General features: G+C 45.4%; 16 protein-coding genes and 1 tRNA gene. 11 read left to right on the top strand and 6 right to left on the bottom strand.

The genetic code is table 11. The features are described 5' to 3' along the window. Nucleotides 1-94 precede the first annotated feature (94 nt). The 4 genes from sufB (at nucleotide 95) to ACJV7B_RS05680 (ending at nucleotide 5,132) form a co-directional block, all read left to right on the top strand. Nucleotides 95-1,636: a Fe-S cluster assembly protein SufB gene (gene sufB, locus ACJV7B_RS05695; RefSeq protein ID WP_419389173.1), complete on the top strand. Its 1,542-nt coding sequence runs from the start codon at nucleotides 95-97 to the stop codon at nucleotides 1,634-1,636. Beyond that, nucleotides 1,636-2,907 carry a Fe-S cluster assembly protein SufD gene (sufD, locus tag ACJV7B_RS05690; protein WP_419389172.1) on the top strand — a complete coding sequence of 424 codons (1,272 nt, stop codon included), beginning with the start codon at nucleotides 1,636-1,638 and terminating at the stop codon, nucleotides 2,905-2,907. Before sufB ends, sufD begins: the two co-directional genes overlap by 1 nt. Before the next feature lie 9 nt (nucleotides 2,908-2,916). Next, nucleotides 2,917-3,693 (top strand): Fe-S cluster assembly ATPase SufC, encoded by a 777-nt coding sequence (gene sufC, locus ACJV7B_RS05685; protein WP_004110671.1) that lies wholly within the window; start codon nucleotides 2,917-2,919, stop codon nucleotides 3,691-3,693. Between the two features lie 95 nt (nucleotides 3,694-3,788). Further along, the gene (locus ACJV7B_RS05680; protein WP_419389190.1) at nucleotides 3,789-5,132 is read left to right on the top strand and encodes a SufS family cysteine desulfurase; all 1,344 of its coding nucleotides are present in this window, start codon (nucleotides 3,789-3,791) and stop codon (nucleotides 5,130-5,132) included. A gap of 69 nt (nucleotides 5,133-5,201) precedes the next feature. Here the strand turns inward: ACJV7B_RS05680 and ACJV7B_RS05675 are convergent, their stop codons facing one another. Beyond that, a complete protein-coding gene (locus tag ACJV7B_RS05675) occupies nucleotides 5,202-5,876 on the bottom strand; it encodes a DUF3800 domain-containing protein (protein ID WP_004128820.1) in 675 nt (224 codons plus the stop codon). A 357-nt stretch (nucleotides 5,877-6,233) separates the two neighbouring features. Here ACJV7B_RS05675 and sufU point away from each other — a divergent pair, with 357 nt between their 5' ends. From sufU to ACJV7B_RS05660, 3 genes are read left to right on the top strand one after another with little or no spacing between them, the layout of a single operon-like run. Continuing rightward, nucleotides 6,234-6,920: a Fe-S cluster assembly sulfur transfer protein SufU gene (gene sufU / locus ACJV7B_RS05670; RefSeq protein WP_419389171.1), complete on the top strand. Its 687-nt coding sequence runs from the start codon at nucleotides 6,234-6,236 to the stop codon at nucleotides 6,918-6,920. A 35-nt stretch (nucleotides 6,921-6,955) separates the two neighbouring features. Beyond that, nucleotides 6,956-7,408 carry a metal-sulfur cluster assembly factor gene (locus ACJV7B_RS05665; protein WP_004128816.1) on the top strand — a complete coding sequence of 151 codons (453 nt, stop codon included), beginning with the start codon at nucleotides 6,956-6,958 and terminating at the stop codon, nucleotides 7,406-7,408. 57 nt (nucleotides 7,409-7,465) lie between these two features. Continuing rightward, a complete protein-coding gene (locus ACJV7B_RS05660; protein WP_419389170.1) occupies nucleotides 7,466-8,110 on the top strand; it encodes an HAD family hydrolase in 645 nt (214 codons plus the stop codon). Between the two features lie 186 nt (nucleotides 8,111-8,296). Here the strand turns inward: ACJV7B_RS05660 and ACJV7B_RS05655 are convergent, their stop codons facing one another. Beyond that, nucleotides 8,297-8,992: a DUF4125 family protein gene (locus ACJV7B_RS05655; protein ID WP_419389169.1), complete on the bottom strand. Its 696-nt coding sequence runs from the start codon at nucleotides 8,990-8,992 to the stop codon at nucleotides 8,297-8,299. After that, on the bottom strand, nucleotides 8,989-11,034 hold the full coding sequence (locus ACJV7B_RS05650; protein WP_419389168.1) for a DUF4037 domain-containing protein: 2,046 nt from the start codon (nucleotides 11,032-11,034) through the stop codon (nucleotides 8,989-8,991). The genes ACJV7B_RS05655 and ACJV7B_RS05650 overlap by 4 nt, the downstream gene beginning before the upstream one ends. Before the next feature lie 199 nt (nucleotides 11,035-11,233). Here ACJV7B_RS05650 and ACJV7B_RS05645 point away from each other — a divergent pair, with 199 nt between their 5' ends. Beyond that, complete coding sequence (locus tag ACJV7B_RS05645; protein ID WP_419389167.1) at nucleotides 11,234-13,672, top strand: BspA family leucine-rich repeat surface protein; 2,439 nt, start codon at nucleotides 11,234-11,236, stop codon at nucleotides 13,670-13,672. A 46-nt stretch (nucleotides 13,673-13,718) separates the two neighbouring features. Here the strand turns inward: ACJV7B_RS05645 and ACJV7B_RS05640 are convergent. Next, nucleotides 13,719-13,792 (bottom strand) — tRNA-Pro (locus ACJV7B_RS05640). A gap of 477 nt (nucleotides 13,793-14,269) precedes the next feature. On the opposite strand from ACJV7B_RS05640, the gene lysS reads away from it, so the two are divergent. Together lysS and ACJV7B_RS05630 are read left to right on the top strand one after the other, a co-directional pair. Beyond that, on the top strand, nucleotides 14,270-15,943 hold the full coding sequence (gene lysS / locus ACJV7B_RS05635; RefSeq protein ID WP_419389166.1) for a lysine--tRNA ligase: 1,674 nt from the start codon (nucleotides 14,270-14,272) through the stop codon (nucleotides 15,941-15,943). A 214-nt stretch (nucleotides 15,944-16,157) separates the two neighbouring features. Next, the gene (locus ACJV7B_RS05630) at nucleotides 16,158-16,898 is read left to right on the top strand and encodes a phosphoglyceromutase (protein WP_004128801.1); all 741 of its coding nucleotides are present in this window, start codon (nucleotides 16,158-16,160) and stop codon (nucleotides 16,896-16,898) included. Nucleotides 16,899-17,372: 474 nt separating this feature from the next. On the opposite strand, the gene phoU is transcribed toward ACJV7B_RS05630, so the two are convergent. Then, on the bottom strand, nucleotides 17,373-18,053 hold the full coding sequence (phoU, locus tag ACJV7B_RS05625; RefSeq protein WP_419389165.1) for a phosphate signaling complex protein PhoU: 681 nt from the start codon (nucleotides 18,051-18,053) through the stop codon (nucleotides 17,373-17,375). 161 nt (nucleotides 18,054-18,214) lie between these two features. Between phoU and ACJV7B_RS05620 the strand changes: the two genes are divergently transcribed. Further along, a complete protein-coding gene (locus ACJV7B_RS05620; RefSeq protein ID WP_419389164.1) occupies nucleotides 18,215-19,498 on the top strand; it encodes a sensor histidine kinase in 1,284 nt (427 codons plus the stop codon). Between the two features lie 33 nt (nucleotides 19,499-19,531). Here ACJV7B_RS05620 and ACJV7B_RS05615 read toward each other — a convergent pair whose 3' ends face one another. Beyond that, nucleotides 19,532-19,786: a DUF2530 domain-containing protein gene (locus tag ACJV7B_RS05615; protein WP_004128796.1), complete on the bottom strand. Its 255-nt coding sequence runs from the start codon at nucleotides 19,784-19,786 to the stop codon at nucleotides 19,532-19,534. Nucleotides 19,787-19,934: the final 148 nt, after the last annotated feature.

Here is a 19,934-nt window from a genome sequence, read left to right as displayed (position 1 = left end):
CAGAATGCAAAAGTAACGTTGGGGAATAGCTTTTGCGATTGCGCTCTAAGGTAAGAGCGTAGCAATGCGTTATGCATGGAGGTGCTATAAGCGTATGAGCGATACTAGCAATATTAGTCATACAAGCGTTGCAGCAAATGATGCTAATAATCCAGCAAAAAATAAAGCTGCAGACGTTGAAATGAGCCAGTACGTGGCAGATCGCGCTCGCGTAAACGAAGATAAAATTCGCCAAGACGAGCAAATCGTTGCCGAATTTGGCGAATACAATTACGGCTGGCATGATTCGGACGCTGCAGGCGAGGCCGCGAAAAAGGGCATTGACGAGTCGGTTGTTCGCGCAATTTCTGCCGATAAACATGAGCCAGAATGGATGCTAAACCTTCGTTTGCAAGGCTACCGTGCGTTTTTGCAAAAGCCGATGCCAGATTGGGGCGTGGATTTAAGCGGTTTTGACGCAGACGATTTTAAGTATTACGTTCGCCCAGTACACGATCAAGCGAAAACTTGGGATGATTTGCCAGAAGATATTCGCAAAACTTACGATAGGCTTGGCATTCCAGAAGCGGAGAAAAAGCGCTTAGTTTCGGGTGTTGCAGCACAGTACGAGTCGGAAGTTATTTACAATTCGATTCGTGAGGATTTAGCATCTCAAGGCGTAATTTTTGTTGATACGGATACGGCAGTGCAAAAGTATCCAGAGCTTGTAAAAAAGTATTTTGCAACTGTGATTCCGGTTGACGACAATAAGTTTGCGGCTCTTAACACTGCGGCTTGGAGTGGTGGTTCGTTCGTTTACGTTCCAAAAGGCGTGCACGTGGATATTCCGCTTCAGGCTTACTTCCGCATTAACACGCCGAACATGGGTCAGTTTGAGCGCACGCTGATTATTGCTGATGAAGGCTCGTACGTGCATTATGTTGAAGGTTGCACAGCTCCAATTTATTCCACGGATTCGCTCCACGCTGCAAATGTTGAAATTGTTGTAGAGAAGCATGCGCGCGTGCGCTACACAACCGTGCAAAACTGGTCGAATAACGTGTACAACTTGGTAACTCAGCGAGCTTATGTGCGCGAAGGCGGCACAATGGAGTGGGTTGATGGAAATATTGGCTCCAAGGCAACTATGAAGTATCCTGCTTGCATTCTTGCTGAGCCGTACGCAAAAGCGGAGACTATGTCTTTGAGCTTTGCTGGCCGCGGACAGTACCAGGATACTGGTGCGAAAATGATTCATTTGGCTCCGCACACGAGTTCTACGATTGTTGCTAAGTCGATTTCGCGCGGCGGCGGGCGTTCAGCTTACCGCGGTCTTGTGAAGATCATTAAAGGCGCAAAGGGTTCTAGTTCGTCTGTTGTGTGCGATGCTTTGCTTGTTGACGATTTTTCCAGGTCTGATACTTATCCGCATGTTGACGTGCGCGAAGACGACGTTTCTATGGCTCACGAGGCCACTGTTTCCAAGGTTTCTGAGGATCAGCTTTTCTACTTGATGAGCCGCGGTCTTGAAGAAAAAGAGGCTATGGGCATGATTGTGCGCGGCTTCGTAGAGCCAATTAGCCGCGAGCTGCCGATGGAGTACGCGCTTGAGCTTAATCGCTTAGTTGAGTTGCAAATGGAAGGATCCGTGGGCTGATGAGCGAAGATTTAAAAGAGAATTTAGGCAATAAAATGACGGAAAAAGAAATTACTATTCCTGTAGCAGATCCTAATGATCCTTACGCGGTTCCTGCAGCAATGCCTTCTAGTGCAGACAAATCTGTGCGCTCTTTTAACGTGGAAGATTTTGCGATTCCAACGCGTAAGCAGGAAGATTGGCGATACACTCCAGTTGAACGAATTTCCGAATTTTTCGAGCGTTTCGAGCCTTCTAATAGTATCCAAGTAACGCTTGAAGGCGTTGGCGGAGCCGCTTTGGATGATTCTTACGTTGGAAGCGACGGTTCTGTAAATTTGCAAGTAAAGCCGCAAAACGAGGCTCCTCACACCGACATGAAGCCGTCTGATCGCGCGGCTGCAGTCGCATGGAATGCGGCGAAACAAGCGCACGTACTTCACGTATCTGGCGAAATCAAAAAGCCAATCGTGCTAAAAATTCAGGGTAATCTCGCGAATAGCGCAAATGAAAACGCTGTGCAATCACTTGACGCACTGCACTTAGTAATCGAAGCAGATTCTCACACAAACGCAGATATTATTATCGAACACACCGGCTGCGCAAAACTTGCTGAAGGCGTGGAAATCATACTCGGAAAGCATGCGCACGTTTCTACTACCTTTATTCAAGAGTGGGATTCAGGCAGCAAACACGTTGGAAACCAGCGTATTCACGTGGGTGAGGGAGCTTCGCTTCGCCACACTATGGTTACTCTTGGCGGAGATGTTGTGCGCATTCGCATGGATCAGGATTTTGGCGGCGAGCAGGGTGATTTGAACATGCTCGGCATGTATTTTGTGGATCCAGGAGAGCATGTGGAGCACCGCACTATGGTTGTGCATAATCATCCGGAATGCAAGTCCAGAGTCGTATACAAGGGCGCTTTGGAAGGAAAAGGCGCGCATTCAACTTGGGTTGGAAACGCGCTTATTAAGCCGGAAGCTCCTGGCACAGATTCGTACGAGTTGAACCGTAATCTAGTGCTCACTCCTGGCGCAATCGCTGATTCTGAGCCGAATTTGGAAATTGAAAACGGCAATATTATTGGTGCCGGTCACGCAAGTTCAGTCGGACGATTTGACGACGAAGAGCTTTTCTACTTGCAATCTCGCGGAATTAGTGAGATTGAGGCAAGAAAGCTTGTTGTGCGCGGATTCTTTAACGAGCTGATTGAAGAAATTGGCGTTCCGGAAATTGTTGATCACTTAATGAAGGCGATTGAGCGCCGTCTTGCAAGAACGGAAGAATAGGAGAAAATCATGTCAACTTTGGAAATTAAAGATTTGTACGCTTCTGTAGAAACAAAAGAGGGTCGCAAGCAAATCTTAAAAGGCGTAAATCTTACGGTTAATTCTGGCGAAACGCACGCAATTATGGGTCCTAACGGATCTGGAAAGTCTACTCTTGCCTACACTTTGGCAGGTCATCCAAAGTACGAGGTTGATTCTGGCCAGGTGCTTCTCGACGGCGAAGATATTTTGAAAATGACTCCTGACGAGCGTGCAAAAGCCGGACTGTTCCTTGCAATGCAATACCCAGTAGAAGTACCGGGCGTGTCTATGACGAACTTCCTTCGCACTGCAAAAACTGAGGTCGAAGGCAAAGCTCCATCTTTGAGAAGCTGGGTGAAAGAACTTAGCGAGGCTATGAAAAAGCTTCGAATGGATCCAAAATTTGCGTCTCGTTCAGTAAACGAAGGATTCTCCGGCGGCGAAAAGAAGCGCGCGGAAGTTTTGCAACTAGAGCTTTTGAAACCAAAGTTTGCAATTTTAGACGAAACTGATTCCGGTTTGGACGTTGACGCGCTTCGAATCGTGTCGGAAGGCGTGAATCGCGCCAAAGAAAACACCGGTTTGGGCATTATGATGGTTACGCATTACACGCGAATCCTCAAGTATATTAAGCCGGATATTGTGCACGTTTTTGCGCAAGGTCACTTTGTAAAGACTGCTGGACCGGAGCTTGCAGACGAGCTGGAAGAAGAAGGCTACGACAAGTATTTGCCGGAAGGCGCAACCGAGTCGGCACTGGCGTAAGCGCAGCTTAGGTGATAGCTTAATCTGTTTATGTATTCGTAAAAAATTACGTAAAAGCGTAAAAATAGCGGTTTAATATGACTGAAGAAAATATTATGCGAGAATTTAGCGATTTGCGCGAACAATTTCCGATTTTGCGACGCACAGTTCACGGCACTTCGCTTTACGATACTGTGCGCGGAAAACCCTTGATTTACTTGGATTCTGCAGCAACTTCACAAAAGCCGCAGCTTGTAATCGACACCGAAAAAGAGTTTTACGAAACAATTAACGCAGGAGTTCACAGGGGAGCGCACGAGTTGGCGGCGCGTTCCACGGTTGCGTTTGAACAAGCGCGTGCGAAAGTTGCGCGTCTTGTTGGAGCGTGCGCGGATGCTGGCAGCGAGGAAATTGTTGTTACTCCTGGAGCTACAGGCGCACTTAATCTTCTCGCAACTGCTATTGGTAACGCTAGTGCAAAAGCTAATGTAAGTGCAAACGCAACTGCAAACTCAACCGCAACCTCAACCGACTTCCATCGCAATTTCGTCCTGCACAAAGGTGACGTAATAGTCGTATCTCGCGCGGATCATCACTCTGTTTTGCTGCCATTCCAAGAGCTTGCTCTTCGAACTGGAGCGGAGCTTCGCTGGATTGATGTAACAGAAGACGGCCGCGTGCGTACTGATGCAGATTATTTGCGCACGATTATTGACGAGCGCACGAAAATCGTTGCAGTTACGCATATTAGCAACGTTACTGGCGCTATTACGGATGTTTCGTCGATTTGCAAGCGCGCTCACGAAGTCGGCGCGATTTTTGTGCTCGACGCATGCCAGTCAGTGCCGCATATTCCGGTTGATTTCCACGCGTTAAACGTTGATTTTGCAGCCTTTAGTGCGCATAAAATGTACGGCCCTACGGGAGTTGGATTCCTGTATGGTCGCCGTGAGCTTTTGGATGCGCTTCCGCCTGCCAATTTCGGCGGCTCAATGGTGGAGCTTGCGTGGCTTAACAAGCCTGCGCAATACATGGATGCGCCTTACCGTTTTGAGGCTGGAACTCAGCCTGTTGCGCAAATGGTTGCGGCCGGAGTTGCTGCGGATTGGTTGCGTGAAATTGGCATGAGCCGAGTAGCAGAGCACGAGCAGGAAATTGCTGCAGAATTGCTAAAATTGCAGGATGTTCCGGGCGTTCGCATTTTGGGTCCGACTGATTTAGAGAATCGGATTGGCACAGTTGCTTTTGAAGTTGAGGGCGTGCATCCGCATGATGTTGGCCAGTTTTTGGACGCGCAGGGTATTGCGATTCGCGTCGGGCATCATTGCGCTCAGCCGATTCACCGTCATTTTGGCGTGTACGCTTCAAACCGCGCTTCCGTTGGCGTTTACAACACGATTGACGAAGCTCGCGCGCTTGTTGAAGCCGTTTCCCACGTTCGCGCCTACTTTGGTGCATAATGTTGTTAGCAAGCTAGTTGGAGAGTTAGCGAGTTAGTCAAGCAAATTGGCGAGTCAGTATGCATTGTTTTATTCAATAGCTTTATGCCTTGTTTCTTTTAATATGCCTTTTTTAAAGTCAGACCACGAACCAAAAAATTTTTCATCTGTCTTTGTTATGTGTTTATTTTCGTATTTGAGTTTTGTAAGTTCTACCATGCAAATGTAATCTGCTATTTGTGCTAGACGATACTGTGATTGTTTTGCGTATCTGTATATGGTCGCATTTTTTGACAAACTATATTCCATTGCTTTGTGTATTGCATTAACTATTGATTGCTGACCATTGTCATAGTATATTTTTATTTTTTCATATTGTTGCATATATTCCATATTGTCGAATAAAAAATTAATTAAATCTTTGCGCATTGCTGCAGACAATTGACTTGTTGATTCGTATTTTCTGTTTGTGTATACAAAAGTATGGTAATGAATTTCAACGTGCCTGAAGAATATTCTAAATGATTGCAATAATTTTTTTCTTGTAGACATATCTAAACATTTATAATTATCTTTTTTGTTCATAAGAGGTGAAGCATGAAAGGGTATATTAGGAAGTAGTCTTTGTTCGAGTGAGTTTTCGTAAAGTTTTATTGAATAATCTAAATTATTTGATTGGTCATGAAGTACGATAGTTAGTATGTAATAATAGTCTGATAAATTATCGCTGCCTGATTCGTCTATGAATATGCTAAGTTCTCTCATGCTTTCCCCAACTTTTTGACTTATAACCCAACTACACTGATAAGTAAGTAAAACAAAAGCCGGGGAAAACGTCCCCGGCACTTGGAAGCCTTTACAAAAGACCTCTTATAATTGTATCACATATACGACACTATTAAATACTTATTTTCTTGCGGCTATTACTACGATTGTTTAAAAATAATATTTGAAATAATTGAATTTGAAAATATAAAGCATAAACTTGATGAAGTTGATATGTTATTGAAAAAAGTTGTTGAGTTTTCTAATGATGAATCGTTTATTAAAAAATAAGTGATTAAATATTGTTAGCAAGCGAGTTGGATAGTTAGCGAGTTAGGAAGTAGGTAAGGAGAGCGTATGTTTGATATGGGTTTTGGTGCGGGCGCTGGTTTTGGTGCAGGTTTTGGGGATACGTCTGGTGACGGCTTGGAAAGCATGTATCAAGAAGTGATTTTGGATGCTGCGCGAAATCCGCATGGCAAAACTCATTTTGAAAGCACGGATGCGCTCGCAAAAGCGGAACTGCAGGAAGAATCTCAAGAATCTGCAGAAAATACAGAATCTGCCGAAATCACCCTAAATAATACTCACGAAAGTTGCGCTGTGGCAATCTTTGCAGAAAACTCTGCTTTGGGTCAATCGCACCAATTCAACCCAACTTGCGGCGACGAAGTAACAATGCGCGTGGAGCTTTCAAATATCGCAAATAATAACGAAACCCCAGTAATTTCAAGCGTTAAGTGGGATGGTCACGGCTGCTCAATTTCGCAAGCAAGCCTTTCGATGATGGTTGATTTGGTCGAAGGAAAATCGGTTGACGAAGCCTTGCGATTAGACGCGCTTTTCCACAAACTTATGGAATCTCGCGGCGAAGGTCTTAAAAACGAAGATGAGGAAGATGCGCTGGAAGACGCAATGGTTTTGCAAGGTGTATCGCGATACCCAATGCGAATTAAGTGCGCGCTTTTGGCGTGGGAAGGCTTAAAAGACAGCATCGCAAAAGCTTCACAAAACTTGAATCCGCAAATTCTTGGCAGCTTGTAAAATCGAAATTTGGTACAAGCAAAGCAAGGAATATTATGGAAGAAAATAAATCGGCTGTTGAGGTGGCGGCGTCGACACCTTTAAGCGCGAACGATATTGGCAGGGTTACCGAAGAAGATATTAAGGAAGCGCTTCACGATGTTGTCGATCCGGAATTGGGCATTGATGTTGTTGATTTAGGCCTAGTTTATGGCATTGAAATTGACGAGCTGGGTCGCGCGATTCTTACAATGACGCTTACAACTCCGGCTTGCCCGCTTACTGATTTGATTGAGGACGAGTGTGCGAATGCGCTCGCAGGTTTGGTGGAAGAGTTTCGCATTGATTGGACGTGGAAGCCGCGCTGGAGCGTTGAAAACATTAATGAAGACGGTCGCGCGCAGCTTGAGGCGCTTGGCTACAATCTCAACAGTTTGCAGGCGAACTTTGCTGCTGGAATGTATGGTTCTGGGGTAGTTGGGGGCGCTGGTATTCCGCCAACCGCGTGAGTATTTGGTTAACTTGCCGTTTTGTTTTGATAGCAACGTACTAAACAAGTGGGAATTATGGGCGCTGAAATAAAAGCAGTTAGTGCAAGCGGAATTTGTGATATTCGCGATATAAATAATATGCGCGAAAATAGTATTCGCAAGTATGCTTCGCGCGAAATTTCCGACGTTGTTTTCGATTTGAATCTGCTGGTGGATTGGGATGCGCGCCGCACTCTGGCCGCGGATTACCCGGATTTTATTGGGGAAGTGCTTTTTAGTTTCGAGCCTGAATGGGGATTTGAGTTTCACGAGTCTTTGCGCGAGGCTGGGTGGAGTATTGAGCGCGCGCTTGAATCGTTTAGCGAGCATCACGGGCCTGCGGTTACGTGGCTGTATCGCTTGTATTTTGAGCGTTTCGAGCGCGGTTTTGCAGGCGAGCGCGCGGATGCTTGCGGCCAGGCGCGCGAGTTGATTGCGAACGGCGTGCGCGTGTGGGCGTTGGGTAATGCTTCTTGCGATTGGCTAAACTTAGCGCGCAAAACTTGCCCAATACTTGGCGAGCTTAACGGCGTTTGTGCATCTTACGAATCGCATTTGCGCAAACCCGACGTAATGCTTTACCGCGCGTTTTTGCAACAAACTGGTCTTTCCGCTGCTTCCACGCTTTTTCTCGAAGGTGACTCTCGCGCCGCTTCTGCAGCGTCGCTGCTCTATTCTTAATCAGCATCCTTAATCGGCATTCTAATCTGCGCGAGTGTCTCTGCTTGCCTATTTTCGGGCACTGGTGCAGTAACTAATCTGCGTTAGTGTCTGAAAACCAGCGTAATGAGACACTCGTGCAGTAGGCAATCTGCGTTAGTGTCTCAAAAACAGCGTAATGAGACACTCGTGCAGCGCTCAAGCGCTTTATTGCGCGCGCTCGGCCGCTTCGAGCGAATCGTATCCATACATGCGCACAGTATTCGCGATTATTATTTGCGTAAGATTTAGATTTTCCGCGCGCAAGTTATTCACAAAACGCTGGTATTTTGCGAAAGTTGCGTCAGAATACGTGCTTAATTCGCCTCGCAAATACGTTTCAAAAGACGTATTTTCTGCTGTATCTTCGCTAGTTTTAAGCACGCGCATCGCAAGACCTAAATGCGGGTAGCGCTCGCGAAAATCCGCAGCCCACTCAACTTGCGTTAAAATAATCTGCTCCTGCGAACTTTTTCTAGGCTCTAAAATCGGCTTAATATAAGGCTTGATCGTGCGCTCAAAAATTTCCGGCGCAGTAGACTCCATCATTCGCGCATACTTTTCCGTAATCAAATTGCGGCCATCGCTATTCGCGCGCTCAAGATCCTGCTTATAAGACTCCTGCAAATCCAACGGCCACGCCAAAAACTGACTCATGCGCATAATGCGAAAAGTTGGCCAGTTTCCCTGGCAATTCGCGCGTCCGCCTTCGTTTTGCGTAAGCTGGAACTGATTCCACTCGAGTTTAGTGATTTCTTCCGCAAGCTTTTCTGATTTTTGATTTTGCGCTTCTGGATTTTGCGCTTCCAAATTTTGCGCTTCCAAATTTTGCGTTTCCGTATTTGCTAATAAATCGCACATCATAAGCTCCTTAAGCACGCAGCGCGCGAATTAATATGCGCTTCAACGTACGGCCGCTGCCATTCCAAAAAAGTTTCGCCGCAATCGCTTAAGCCCTCGTATTGCAACTCGCGCACAATATCCTCGCAAATACTGTCAATTATTTGCGTAACTTGCTTTTGAGCAATTCCCGCGCCTTTGCCGCCTTCGCCAAAACCGTCGCCGCCGGAGCCGTCGCCACCAAAGCAAGCAGCGGAAGAAAGTCGCATTACTGACTCAAGTTTGCCGCACACTTCCGGAAGCCTGGAAGCCATGCGATTGCTTAGCTTTCGCAATGCCTCAAACTGCCACTTGTAGTAAGGCAAGTAGCCTGCGGTTACGGGATTGTTGAGCAGAAAAACGAGGGAAGCGGTTGCGCGCACGAATTCGTTTATAGAAAGCCACGCGGCGGATGCGTCTTTGCGCGCAATCATGCGTGGGAAATTGTATTGGCCGGCTTGCGAAATCATGCCAAGTCTTCTGGAGATTAGTGAGATTCGCACGTCGTCCGGCATGAGTTTGAAACTTTGGCGCGTTTTTGAGAACTCGCCAAGAGGATCCGCGAAAATTTTGCCGTTCGTCGCTGCGGCAAGAGTTGACTCGCTTAACGATAGCCATAAGTGCGGCTCGTTTGTGGCTGGGGCAGTGGGGAAGCCGGTTAGATTTTCGAAAAATTCGCTTATGCTGAACACTCCGACGCGCTTGCTACTTTCGCATGACTTGGCGCGCGGCGTTTCGTTGCGAGAGCCAAAACCGGCGTATTCTTGTGGAAGTGCGTCGTAAGCGTCTTGCAAATCCTCGCCAATTTCCGCGTAATCTTCGTCGGTGAGCCACAAGCAGAAGCCGGGACCAAAATCGTGGTCGCGCGAAATCTCGTCGTCAAAACCGTAACATTCCGAACCGTGACCAACTAATCCTGCAGCTATGCGGTTCTTGTATTTCGCGAATTTTGGCTGATCGAGTAACGGCTTTCCGTAAGTTTGCCAGTATGATTGCGCTAATTGCATGCCGGTTTTTATTTTTGGATTATTTTCTGTTTTTACAGTTTTGATTGATTTTATGGTTTTATTTGACTCTGGCTGTTGCTCATCGGTTGCTTGCGACTTTTCCGAATCGTATTGAATCGCATTCGCCGCGCCACTCGCCGTAACTTTTTCTGCTAACTTGCGTGTATGCTGCAAATTTTCCGCTGTAATCGCGTAAGATTCGCTATCTTTTCCGTAACATTTCGCAATCAAATCAAGCGCTTTACTGTAACTTTCCGCCGCCTGAGCGTACTCGCCGCGCGCGCACTGAACTTGCGCAAAACCTGCCAAAGCAGAAGCGTAGTGCGGTTGATCTTCGTTATTTCCAGCGACGTACATGCGAACGCTGGTCGAAGCGTGATTAAAAGCGGATTCAAGAGTTGCGGATTTTCTGTTTGTGCTGGTGTTGGGATGTGAGCACCTCTGCAACATAGCAAGCGCAATATTCGTGTGCGTGGCGGCAATATCTATGTCGTGATCAGGATCCGTGCTCGTATTTTGCAAAATCTCAAGCGCCTGATTAAGCTCCTCAATTGCTTCGCTCGTGTTGCCTGTTTCGCTATAAAGCATTGAAAGATTGTTGTGAAGGGCAGCGAGTTTTCTATCGTTTGGTTTTAGTGTTTTCGATGATTCTTTAATAGCTTGAGAATATATTTCTGCTGCGCGCTCGTAGCTGCCTGCCGCGCGAAGGCTTGTGGCGGCGTTAATTAGAGTGGTTGTGCCGGCTTCGGTGCCAGCTAGGTGCATGGAATCGGCCAGATTTAAAGCGCGATTTATTATCGGCTGATTTTTTGCGTGCTCTCCGCGCGAACGGTAAAATCCCATGATTTCGTTGAGAATGGAAAGCTGCAGGGAATTGGCTTCTTCGTTTGCCGCGGATGTTTCGGCTGCTGCCTTCGCTTCGGCAAGTTTTCGTAAAAGGTACGATTCAATCGCGTCCGCGCCAGCGTGATTCGCGAACATTTCGTCAAGCTCGCTATAAAACTGCGCAGCGTTCTGCATCAAAGCCCCCTTGCTATTGCGCTCGTTCAATCAATCGACTTTAACTTTACAGCCACGTAAAGAAACTGCCGTAATCTTCTCGAGAAGCGACAAAAACTTTGCGCGCGCTAACTTATTTTTGCGCTTCTCTTCCGTTTTTTTTTACTGGCTAGCATAGGTATTAGGAGTATGCATTTTCGCTGATTGAACAGGAAGATAAATGAGCAAGAAGAGCGTGAGGAATAAAAGCGGGATTTATAAAATTGTGGCCATCTGCGCGTCTGTGATTGCGTCAGTAACAATGACGTTGCCAACAATCACAAGCGCAGTCGGTATGATTGGCACATCGCGCACTTCTTCCGCGATTTCCGGCGCGTCTGCTACCAAAGCTTCAAAAAGTGATGCTCGTTCGGCGGGTGCAGATTCGGGTAGGGCTTCGGCGCATTCTTCTACTGAGCGTTCGGCTGGTGATAATTCCTATGGCATAGATGCAGACGATATAAAAATTGAAAATGCTGATAGTTGGGGTGAGTTGAAAGGTCGTAATCTTGAATACGCTTTGACAAATAATTTCCAAGTTTTGCATTTGAAGCCTAAGGATTCAAAAAATGATGTAAATGGAAAACTTTTGATAGGCAATGGTTCTTCTGATGTAAATTCAATTTATTATGGTTATGATGGCAAAGCTACTTTAATTAATCAAATAAAAATTATTGTTATTGATGAAGATATGACATTATCTGCCGCAATGCAAATGTTTTATGGGTTTGGAAGCGTTCAGAAAATAATTGGTTTAGAGCATATAAAGTTCAGTAATAAACTTGAACGTGTTAATGCATACTCAATGTTTTCTAAATGTGAGAATCTTAGAACTTTAGATGGTATTAAGAACTGGGATATGACGAATGTAAAGAATGTGCATTCCATGTTTGAATATTGCAAAAAGCTCAAAAAAATAGATTTATCTGGATGGAAGAATGCAGGTATTGAAGACACAATAGGTATGTTTAGGGAGTGTAGCTCTCTAGAAGAAGTAGATATATTCCCATCTACAGAAGGTAAATTAAAAACCATTGAGGAGATGTTCTTTAATTGTCATAAACTTTCCTCTATACCAGGAATTGAGGAATGGAACACTAACAATATAAACGACATGTATTGTGCTTTTTATATGACAGCTTTAAAATCGCTAGATTTAAGTAAATGGTTTATTCCTACTGCAAAAGTTCCTAAAAATCCTGACTATTATAGTTTGCCTAGTGAAAATGAACCTGGGTATCTTGGTGTAGTTTTGAATAATACTTTGCGTGATCTTACTTATGTAGGCAATTTTTTCCCTCGTAGGGCTAGTGGTGTATGGCGTAAGTCGACTGGAAAATCTGCTCAAAATCCAGGCGAAAATATTGAATTAAATCATAAAACAAGAACTAACTATATGCGTATAGTGCGCGATTATATTGAGGTTAAGTTTGAGAATAAGACAGATAATACTTCTCTAACTTGTGTTGCTGATGTGCTACAGGGTAAAGATGCTAAACATAATTTAAGTAATACAAAATTTACTAATTGCAAATATGAGTATTCTCCAAGTAATGATACGAGTTTAACTGCTGCAGATAAGCTGGAAAACGCTAGGGAAATGCTTTCAGCTTATGCAGAAAACTCGGGTCTAACTTACATTGCTAAACTTATTCGCAATTCGAAAAAGAGTTCTGTCGATGCATTGAAAAATCTTCTTAAAGAGGCGGATACTTCTCGTTCTAAACCAGTTATGAATTTGGATACTATAAGAAAGTCTCTTGGAATCGTTTCTGACGATACTGTTACTTGGAATGTTGATGAGAGTAAGTTAGGTAATTACATTAAAGAAGTAATTGATAGAAACCATACAGGAACTGGAGTCTACTACTTAGTTAGTGATAGTGAAGGTGCAAAAGAAGTAACTATTAACAATGGTAGTGGTGTTCCTGATTCGAAAATTTCAAATCATGAGTTAGTTGCGTGGAAAGACGTCACTTTTACGGCTGATGTGAAGCACAAGCCAAAGCCAAAGCCACCTGTTCCGCCAACGCCGCCAACGCCGCCAACGCCGGAGCCTCAGCCTCAGCCGCAACCTGGACCTTCTCCGACGCCTTCGCCAGCCCCGACTCCAACGCCGAATCCAGACGATCATGGTGTTTTGCCAGACGTAACGCCGAAGCCAGATTTGAATATTAACCCGGATTCAAATCCATTTAATCCGCTTGATAACGAGCCTGATAACGCGCCTCAAAACGCGCCGCAAAATCCTCTTCAATCAAATCAGGGTGCTGATGTAGAAAATAACGCGCTTCGTCGTGGGGTAGCCAATCGTAATCGCAATAATCTCACTAATAACGCCAATTTCGGCGCGCAAAAGCAGTTAAATGGCAACGGTGAAACTTGCAAATGCGTGTGCCCAACTTCACCGTCGGACGCAAATTCGCACAAATCCAATAAATCGACAAGAAAATCAGAAAATAAAGCTACGCCTTGTAAAAGTGGTAACTATTCCTGGTTGTGGAATGGTGGCTTAATTGCTGGATTAATTATTTCGTGGCTGATTATGCTGCTTATCGGCTTCGTTTTGGGATATAAGATGAGGAAAAAGCGCGACGAGAAGCAGATTGTTGAAGAGTAGCAGATGAGCAGCGCGCTTAGAGCGCGCTAGTGCAAAAAATCAAAAGTCGGGCTGGCGGGATTTGAACCCGCGGCCTCTTCGTCCCGAACGAAGCGCGCTACCAAACTGCGCTACAGCCCGATGTCGATTGTGCTTATCAAGAAACAGTGCTTGCGATTACTTGCGCCACGCACTTTCGCACGTTTCGTAACACTTCGACAACTTGGTTATACTAGCGTAAACTTTCTACAAATCAGCAATGTGTGTCGCTTCCAAGCATCTCTCTCAAATTTTCGAAAATTTTAAAAAGTCTTATAAAAATTTTTATAGAAAATTCGCTTGTACCATTTTGCGACTGAAATCACCCTGCGCACGCAGCGAGCACTCCGCAATATTTGCAAAATTACCTCACTTTTCGTAAATAATTTCGTATATCTTAATAAAATAATAAAAATTTTTATTAAAAAAGCTTTTTTCTTTCGAAAACAGAAAAATATAAATATTTCTACAAAAACTAACGTTTTCTGCAAAAATGGTCGCCCGAATCAAGCTAATAGCGCAATAAAACGTACTCAAAACCCTTACATCTGTATTACCTACTGGCTACAATTAGCGTTTATGACTGACACCAATACTGCAATGTCTGCCGCTCAAAATGCTGCAGAAAACGAAGCAACAGCTACTACCAACGAAATCGACACTGTTGAACATGCCGAAATGTTACTCGCTCAAGACGAGGCAATCGCCAAGCGTGTAAACGAAGGCGCAACTCTGGACGAAGCAATCGACCCAAGCAATAAAGAGTTTGGTCCGCTTGCGCACCCGGAGCAGGTACAGATGCGCGTTGCTAAGCGCGCGATGCTTCTTAAGGAAGGCGTGCAGCCTTACCCGGTGCATCTTAACGTTACGGATACTATCGAGCAGGTTCGTAAGCAGTTTGACGGCAAGCTTGAAGCCGGCGAAGAAACCGATACCGAGGTTGGTATTGCAGGACGCGTGCTTTTCTTGCGTAATGCTGGTGGATTGTGCTTCGTTAAGCTTTCTGCTGGCGACGGCACTACGATTCAGGCCATGGTTTCCAAGAAGGAAATTGGCGAAGAATCCATTAAAAGCTTCAAGCAGATGGTTGATTTGGGAGACCATTTGTACGTGCGTGGTCGCGTGATTTCTTCCAAGACCGGTGAGCTTTCCGTTTTTGCAACCGAGTGGGCGATTGCAGCTAAGGCTTTGCAGCCGCTTCCAGCTTTGCACAAGGAATTAAGCGACGATACTCGTACGCGCAAGCCTTATATTGGCATGATTGCGGACGAGAAGATTCGCGATATGGTTCGCAGGCGTTCTCGCGCTGTGGCTTCTCTTCGTCGCACTTTCGACAGTCACGACTTCTTGGAAGTTGAAACCCCAATGTTGCAAACGGTTCACGGCGGTGCTGCTGCTCGTCCGTTCACAACTCACATGAACGCTTTTGACATTGATCTTTATTTGCGCATCGCTCCGGAGCTTTTCTTGAAGCGCTGCTTGGTTGGTGGCATTGACCGCGTTTTTGAAATCAACCGTGACTTTAGAAACGAAGGCGTGGACGCAACTCACGCTCCAGAGTTTACAATGCTCGAGGCTTACCAAGCTTACGGCACTTACGATACGATTGGCGCTCTTACTAAGGAACTGATTCAGAAGGCTGCTATCGACGCTTTCGGCTCTACCAAGGTGACTTTGCTTAATGGCGAAGAGTACGATTTTGGCGGCGAGTGGAAGCAGATTACAATGTACGGCTCGCTTAGCGAGGCTTTGGGTGAGGAGATTACGCCGGAAACTTCCGTTGAGCATTTGGGTGCGATTGCAGACAAGCTTGGCGTTGAGCGCGACGACGTGGAGAATCACGGCAAGTTGGTTGAGCACTTGTGGGAGCACTTCTACGAGGATAAGCTTTACGAGCCAACGTTTGTGCGCGACTTCCCAGTGGAGACCAGCCCGCTTGTTAAGGGTCACCGCACGAAGCCTGGAATGGTTGAGAAGTGGGATTTGTACGTGCGCGGCTTTGAGCTTGCAACCGGCTATTCCGAGCTTAACGATCCAGTTGTGCAGCGCGAGCGCTTTGTGGCTCAGGCTAAGGATGCTTTGGCTGGCGATGTTGAGGCAATGGATATTGACGAGGACTTCATTGAGGCTCTCGGCGTTGGCATGCCTCCTGCCGGCGGTATGGGCATGGGTATTGATCGCTTACTGATTGCTCTTACGGGCGCAACTATTCGCGAGACGATTACGTTCCCACTCGTAAAGCCTCTTCGCTAGTTGATAATTTTTATTAGATAAAGCCGTTGAATGCTATTTAGTGTTCAGCGGCTTTTTGTATGCGATGAGTTTGTTGCGCAGCACTCCAAACGTGAGAGCATTGTCTCGCTTTTGGAGGGTTTGGTGTGGTTATTTGCTCCAAACGTGCGCAACTTATCTCGTGTTTGGAGCGCTGTGTGACTGTCGTCGTAAGGCGTGAATAAACTAGGCAATTATGACATACAAATTAGTATTGCTCCGACATGGTCAGAGCGCATGGAATAAGACCAATCAGTTCACTGGTTGGGTTGATGTACCGCTGACTGAGCAGGGTGTTGAGGAAGCTAAGCATGGTGGCGAGCTTCTTAAGGAGAAGAACGTTCTTCCAGACATCGTGTTCACTTCTTTGCTTCGTCGTGCTATCAACACCGCGAATTACGCGCTTGATGCAGCCGACCGCTTGTGGATTCCAGTTCGTCGCAGCTGGCGTTTGAACGAGCGTCACTATGGCGCTTTGCAAGGTAAGAACAAGTCTGAGATTCGTCAGGAATATGGCGATGAGAAGTTCATGATTTGGCGTCGTTCTTACGCAACTCCACCTCCTGAGATTGATCCAAACGATGAGTATTCTCAGACTAACGATCCTCGTTACGCAGGCGATCCAGTTCCAGAAACTGAAGCTTTGGCAAATGTTGTGACTCGCGTAACTCCTTACTGGGAGTCCGATATTATTCCAGAGCTTAAGTCTGGCAAGACCGTGATGATTGCAGCTCATGGCAACAGCTTGCGCGCAATCGTAAAGATGCTTGACGGTTTGAGCGAGGAAGAGATTTCCAAGGTGAATATTCCTACCGCTATTCCGCTGCTTTACGAATTGGATGAGAACTTCAAGCCAATCAAGCCTCGCGGTGAGTATTTGGATCCAGAAGCTGCTGCTGCCGGCGCTGCCGCTGTGGCTGCTCAGGGTCAGAAGTGAGCTTAAGTCGAGCTTAAGTCGAGCTTAAGAAGGCTTAAGAAGGCTTAGCTAATACTTAGCGAAAAATTAAAAAGAAAATTTAAGAAAATATTATAAAAGTACTTGCGTAATATTAACTAGCATCGTATACTTATAAATATCTTCTTTCTAATTTCTCTATCGGGTGAATTTGTTGCGTATTGCAAATTCACCCGTTTCTTTTTATTTGCGATTGAACGCATCTGCGATATTTCAAGAATTCTTATACCCCCCCCCTAATGAGTATTGAATGAATAATAATTTAGTTTTTAGATGTGGGGGATTGGGTGCACTACTAAATATAGTGGTATAGCATTGTATAAATATTAATCTTGCATAACAAATATGCACTGTTTATGTGTTGCTTATACGCTGCTTATACGCTGCTTAATATATGTCACTCAGCGCTCTAAAATATCAGCGTTACGCAATCACAAGGGCTACGCAATCACAGCGTTACGCAATCACAGTGTCTTTATCTGGCTCAGGCTTCTTTGTTGGATCAAATCCCGAAACAATAAACACAATCTGCCTTGCAACAGCAACGCTGTGGTCGCCAATGCGCTCAATAAAGCGGCTCAACAGCACAATGTCAATCAGCTGCCTGCGCGTTCCGTGCCAATTTTCACCTTCAACAAGCGCAAAAATCTCCTCATGCAGCTTATCTAGCGCGTCATCTCCAGCAATAATGGTTTCTGCTATTTTTACGTCGCGATTAGCAACCATGGTAGTTAATCGTCCTGAAAGCTCGTGCAGGAAGTCAATCATCGCAACAATTGTTTCGCGCGCTTCTTGCACAATAGCGGACTCTGGCCAAGTTCGCCTAGTTATTTGCGCAATATGACTAGTTAAATCGCCCATACGTTCGAAAGTTGCCGCCAAACGCATAGTGGCAACAACTTCGCGCAAGTCCGTTGCAACCGGGTTTTGGCGCGCGAGAAGAGTTAAGCACTGATCAATAGTGCTGGCTTCCAAAGCATCCAAATCTGCGTCTTTGTCAATAACAGTTTGCGCAGATTCCAAATCCGCGTCCACAAGTGCGTTTCCCGCGTCGTTCATAGCTTTCGACACAAGTTCCGCCATGCGATCGAGGTTTGCAGATACGGCCTTCATTTCTTCGTTGAAAATCACTCGCATGGTGCATCCTTTCATTGTTGCAATAAGCTTTATGTGCGCATCCTTTCTAATTATAGACGACGCTAGTAACGAAGCGACCGAAACTGCTCAGTTGTGTGTAGTTTATGTCGCTTTTTATTTGCAGAGTTACCAAAGTGAGCAAAATATGAGATTATAATAGTATGCCTGATTCTTCAGCCGTAGTATTTATTGCGTTTGGCGTGCTCTCGCTTTGCGTTGTGCTTGCGTTATGCGTTTTTGCGTCGGATTGGTTTTCGCCGTTGTGGCGTTTTTTGCTGCGCGCGTTTAAAAGAGTTAATATTTCACGCGGCTTAACTTCTAATCATGCTTACGATTCTTACAATTCTTACGATTCAGATCTCAACTCAGGCCGCGAATCCGAAAATCTTTCCGATTTAGACGACCTAAGTTCGGATGCGTCTCAAGTTTTGGCAATGCTCGACATGCCGACTGTTGTAATCGACTCCGAAAATGACGTAATTCGCGCAAGCTCCGAAGCTTATTTGCTGGGCGTTGTTATTGACGATTCGCTGTGTCAGCCGCGCCTTCTTCAAGCTGTTAATTCCGTTCGCAATTCCGGGGGATTTGAGCGTCTTTCTTTGGTGACTTCAACTCCAGAGCGTTATAAAATTGCGGATGATTCCGAAGAATCGACTACGATTTCGCGCCCAAACTGGCTGAATATTACGGCAGGTAGCGTTGGTGGCGGTATGGTTGTGTTGATTATTGAGGACACGAGTGCGGCTCACCGTTTTGCGCAAACTCGAGACGACTTTATTGCAAACGTTTCTGATCAGCTAATAAATTCCACGCGAAGCTTAACTCAGCTTACTAAAGTTTTGCAGGAAGCTAACGTTTCTACGCAAAAAGTTAAGGAAATAGCGAAAATCGCAAATAAATCTTCCACAAAACTTGAGCATATGCTTGAAGATTTATTGTGGCTTGTTCGTGCGCAAAATCCTATTGACGTAAATGCGTCTAAATTGTTGTCGGTTGCAGATTTGCTTGAGTCGGTTAAAAATCAGACTGACTCTTTTGCTCAAAATTGCGGTGTTTTGCTTAAGATAAAAGCTGATTCTTCTTTGCGCGTGCGCGGTGACGGCGATCAGATTAAAGCTGCGATTCGTAAGTTGATTGAAAACGCTATTACGTATTCGCCTCAAAACGCTACTGTTTCAATATCTGCCGCGCCTTCTTCGGACGGTCGTTACGCTGTAATTCGCGTGGTTGACAGGGGTGTTGGTATTGATTTAGAAGATCAGTCGCGCATTTTTGAGCGTTTTTATCGCGCGCACAATCAGAATAATAAAAGTCAGGATGGTGTTGGCTTGGGTCTTGCAATTGCTAAGCATGTGGCACTTACGCATCATGGAAGTATTACATTGTGGAGCAGACCGGGCCAGGGGGCTACAGTTAGTTTTGCTGTGCCGATTGCGAATAATTAAGTTCCGTAAATAATTAAGTTTCGTAAATATAAGTTATTTTCCGAGCCGGCGATAATCCCAGCGGTCAAAGTGCTCCCAAATTAAAAGCAGAACGCCAATAATCATGCCGCTTGCGCAAACTAGCGCGGGAAACCAAGTAGTAATATGCAAAAACGCAATAATAACCGTAACTACTGTTGCAATAAGCCAAGCTATTGTACCTATCGAAAAAACCTTACGCAAATCTACGCGCAGTGGCTTTGGTGTAGACTTTCGTGCATCTGGATTAACTATAGGTGCTAATTTCATACTCTAACCATACAACTGAGTCGAGTCTAAAAATTACGCACGAGATTATGCAGGGCGATTACGCACGTTATTTCGCACGTTATTGCGCACTTTATTGCGCACTCTATTTCGTATGTTATTGCGCACTCTATTTCGTATGTTATTGCGC

Origin of the sequence: Gardnerella bretellae (assembly GCF_048545135.1) — a bacterium.
Taxonomy (GTDB): domain Bacteria; phylum Actinomycetota; class Actinomycetes; order Actinomycetales; family Bifidobacteriaceae; genus Bifidobacterium; species Bifidobacterium greenwoodii.
This window is presented reverse-complemented; position numbering and strand designations above follow the sequence as displayed.

Bases quoted from the DNA above. Each gene is read 5' to 3' on its own strand.
- sufB (WP_419389173.1), top strand. From the start codon at position 95: ATGAGCGATACTAGCAATATTAGTCATACAAGCGTTGCAGCAAATGAT.
- sufD (WP_419389172.1), top strand. From the start codon at position 1,636: ATGAGCGAAGATTTAAAAGAGAATTTAGGCAATAAAATGACGGAAAAA.
- sufC (WP_004110671.1), top strand. From the start codon at position 2,917: ATGTCAACTTTGGAAATTAAAGATTTGTACGCTTCTGTAGAAACAAAA.
- ACJV7B_RS05680 (WP_419389190.1), top strand. From the start codon at position 3,789: ATGCGAGAATTTAGCGATTTGCGCGAACAATTTCCGATTTTGCGACGC.
- ACJV7B_RS05675 (WP_004128820.1), bottom strand. From the start codon at position 5,876: ATGAGAGAACTTAGCATATTCATAGACGAATCAGGCAGCGATAATTTA.
- sufU (WP_419389171.1), top strand. From the start codon at position 6,234: ATGTTTGATATGGGTTTTGGTGCGGGCGCTGGTTTTGGTGCAGGTTTT.
- ACJV7B_RS05665 (WP_004128816.1), top strand. From the start codon at position 6,956: ATGGAAGAAAATAAATCGGCTGTTGAGGTGGCGGCGTCGACACCTTTA.
- ACJV7B_RS05660 (WP_419389170.1), top strand. From the start codon at position 7,466: ATGGGCGCTGAAATAAAAGCAGTTAGTGCAAGCGGAATTTGTGATATT.
- ACJV7B_RS05655 (WP_419389169.1), bottom strand. From the start codon at position 8,992: ATGATGTGCGATTTATTAGCAAATACGGAAACGCAAAATTTGGAAGCG.
- ACJV7B_RS05650 (WP_419389168.1), bottom strand. From the start codon at position 11,034: ATGCAGAACGCTGCGCAGTTTTATAGCGAGCTTGACGAAATGTTCGCG.
- ACJV7B_RS05645 (WP_419389167.1), top strand. From the start codon at position 11,234: ATGAGCAAGAAGAGCGTGAGGAATAAAAGCGGGATTTATAAAATTGTG.
- lysS (WP_419389166.1), top strand. From the start codon at position 14,270: ATGACTGACACCAATACTGCAATGTCTGCCGCTCAAAATGCTGCAGAA.
- ACJV7B_RS05630 (WP_004128801.1), top strand. From the start codon at position 16,158: ATGACATACAAATTAGTATTGCTCCGACATGGTCAGAGCGCATGGAAT.
- phoU (WP_419389165.1), bottom strand. From the start codon at position 18,053: ATGCGAGTGATTTTCAACGAAGAAATGAAGGCCGTATCTGCAAACCTC.
- ACJV7B_RS05620 (WP_419389164.1), top strand. From the start codon at position 18,215: ATGCCTGATTCTTCAGCCGTAGTATTTATTGCGTTTGGCGTGCTCTCG.
- ACJV7B_RS05615 (WP_004128796.1), bottom strand. From the start codon at position 19,786: ATGAAATTAGCACCTATAGTTAATCCAGATGCACGAAAGTCTACACCA.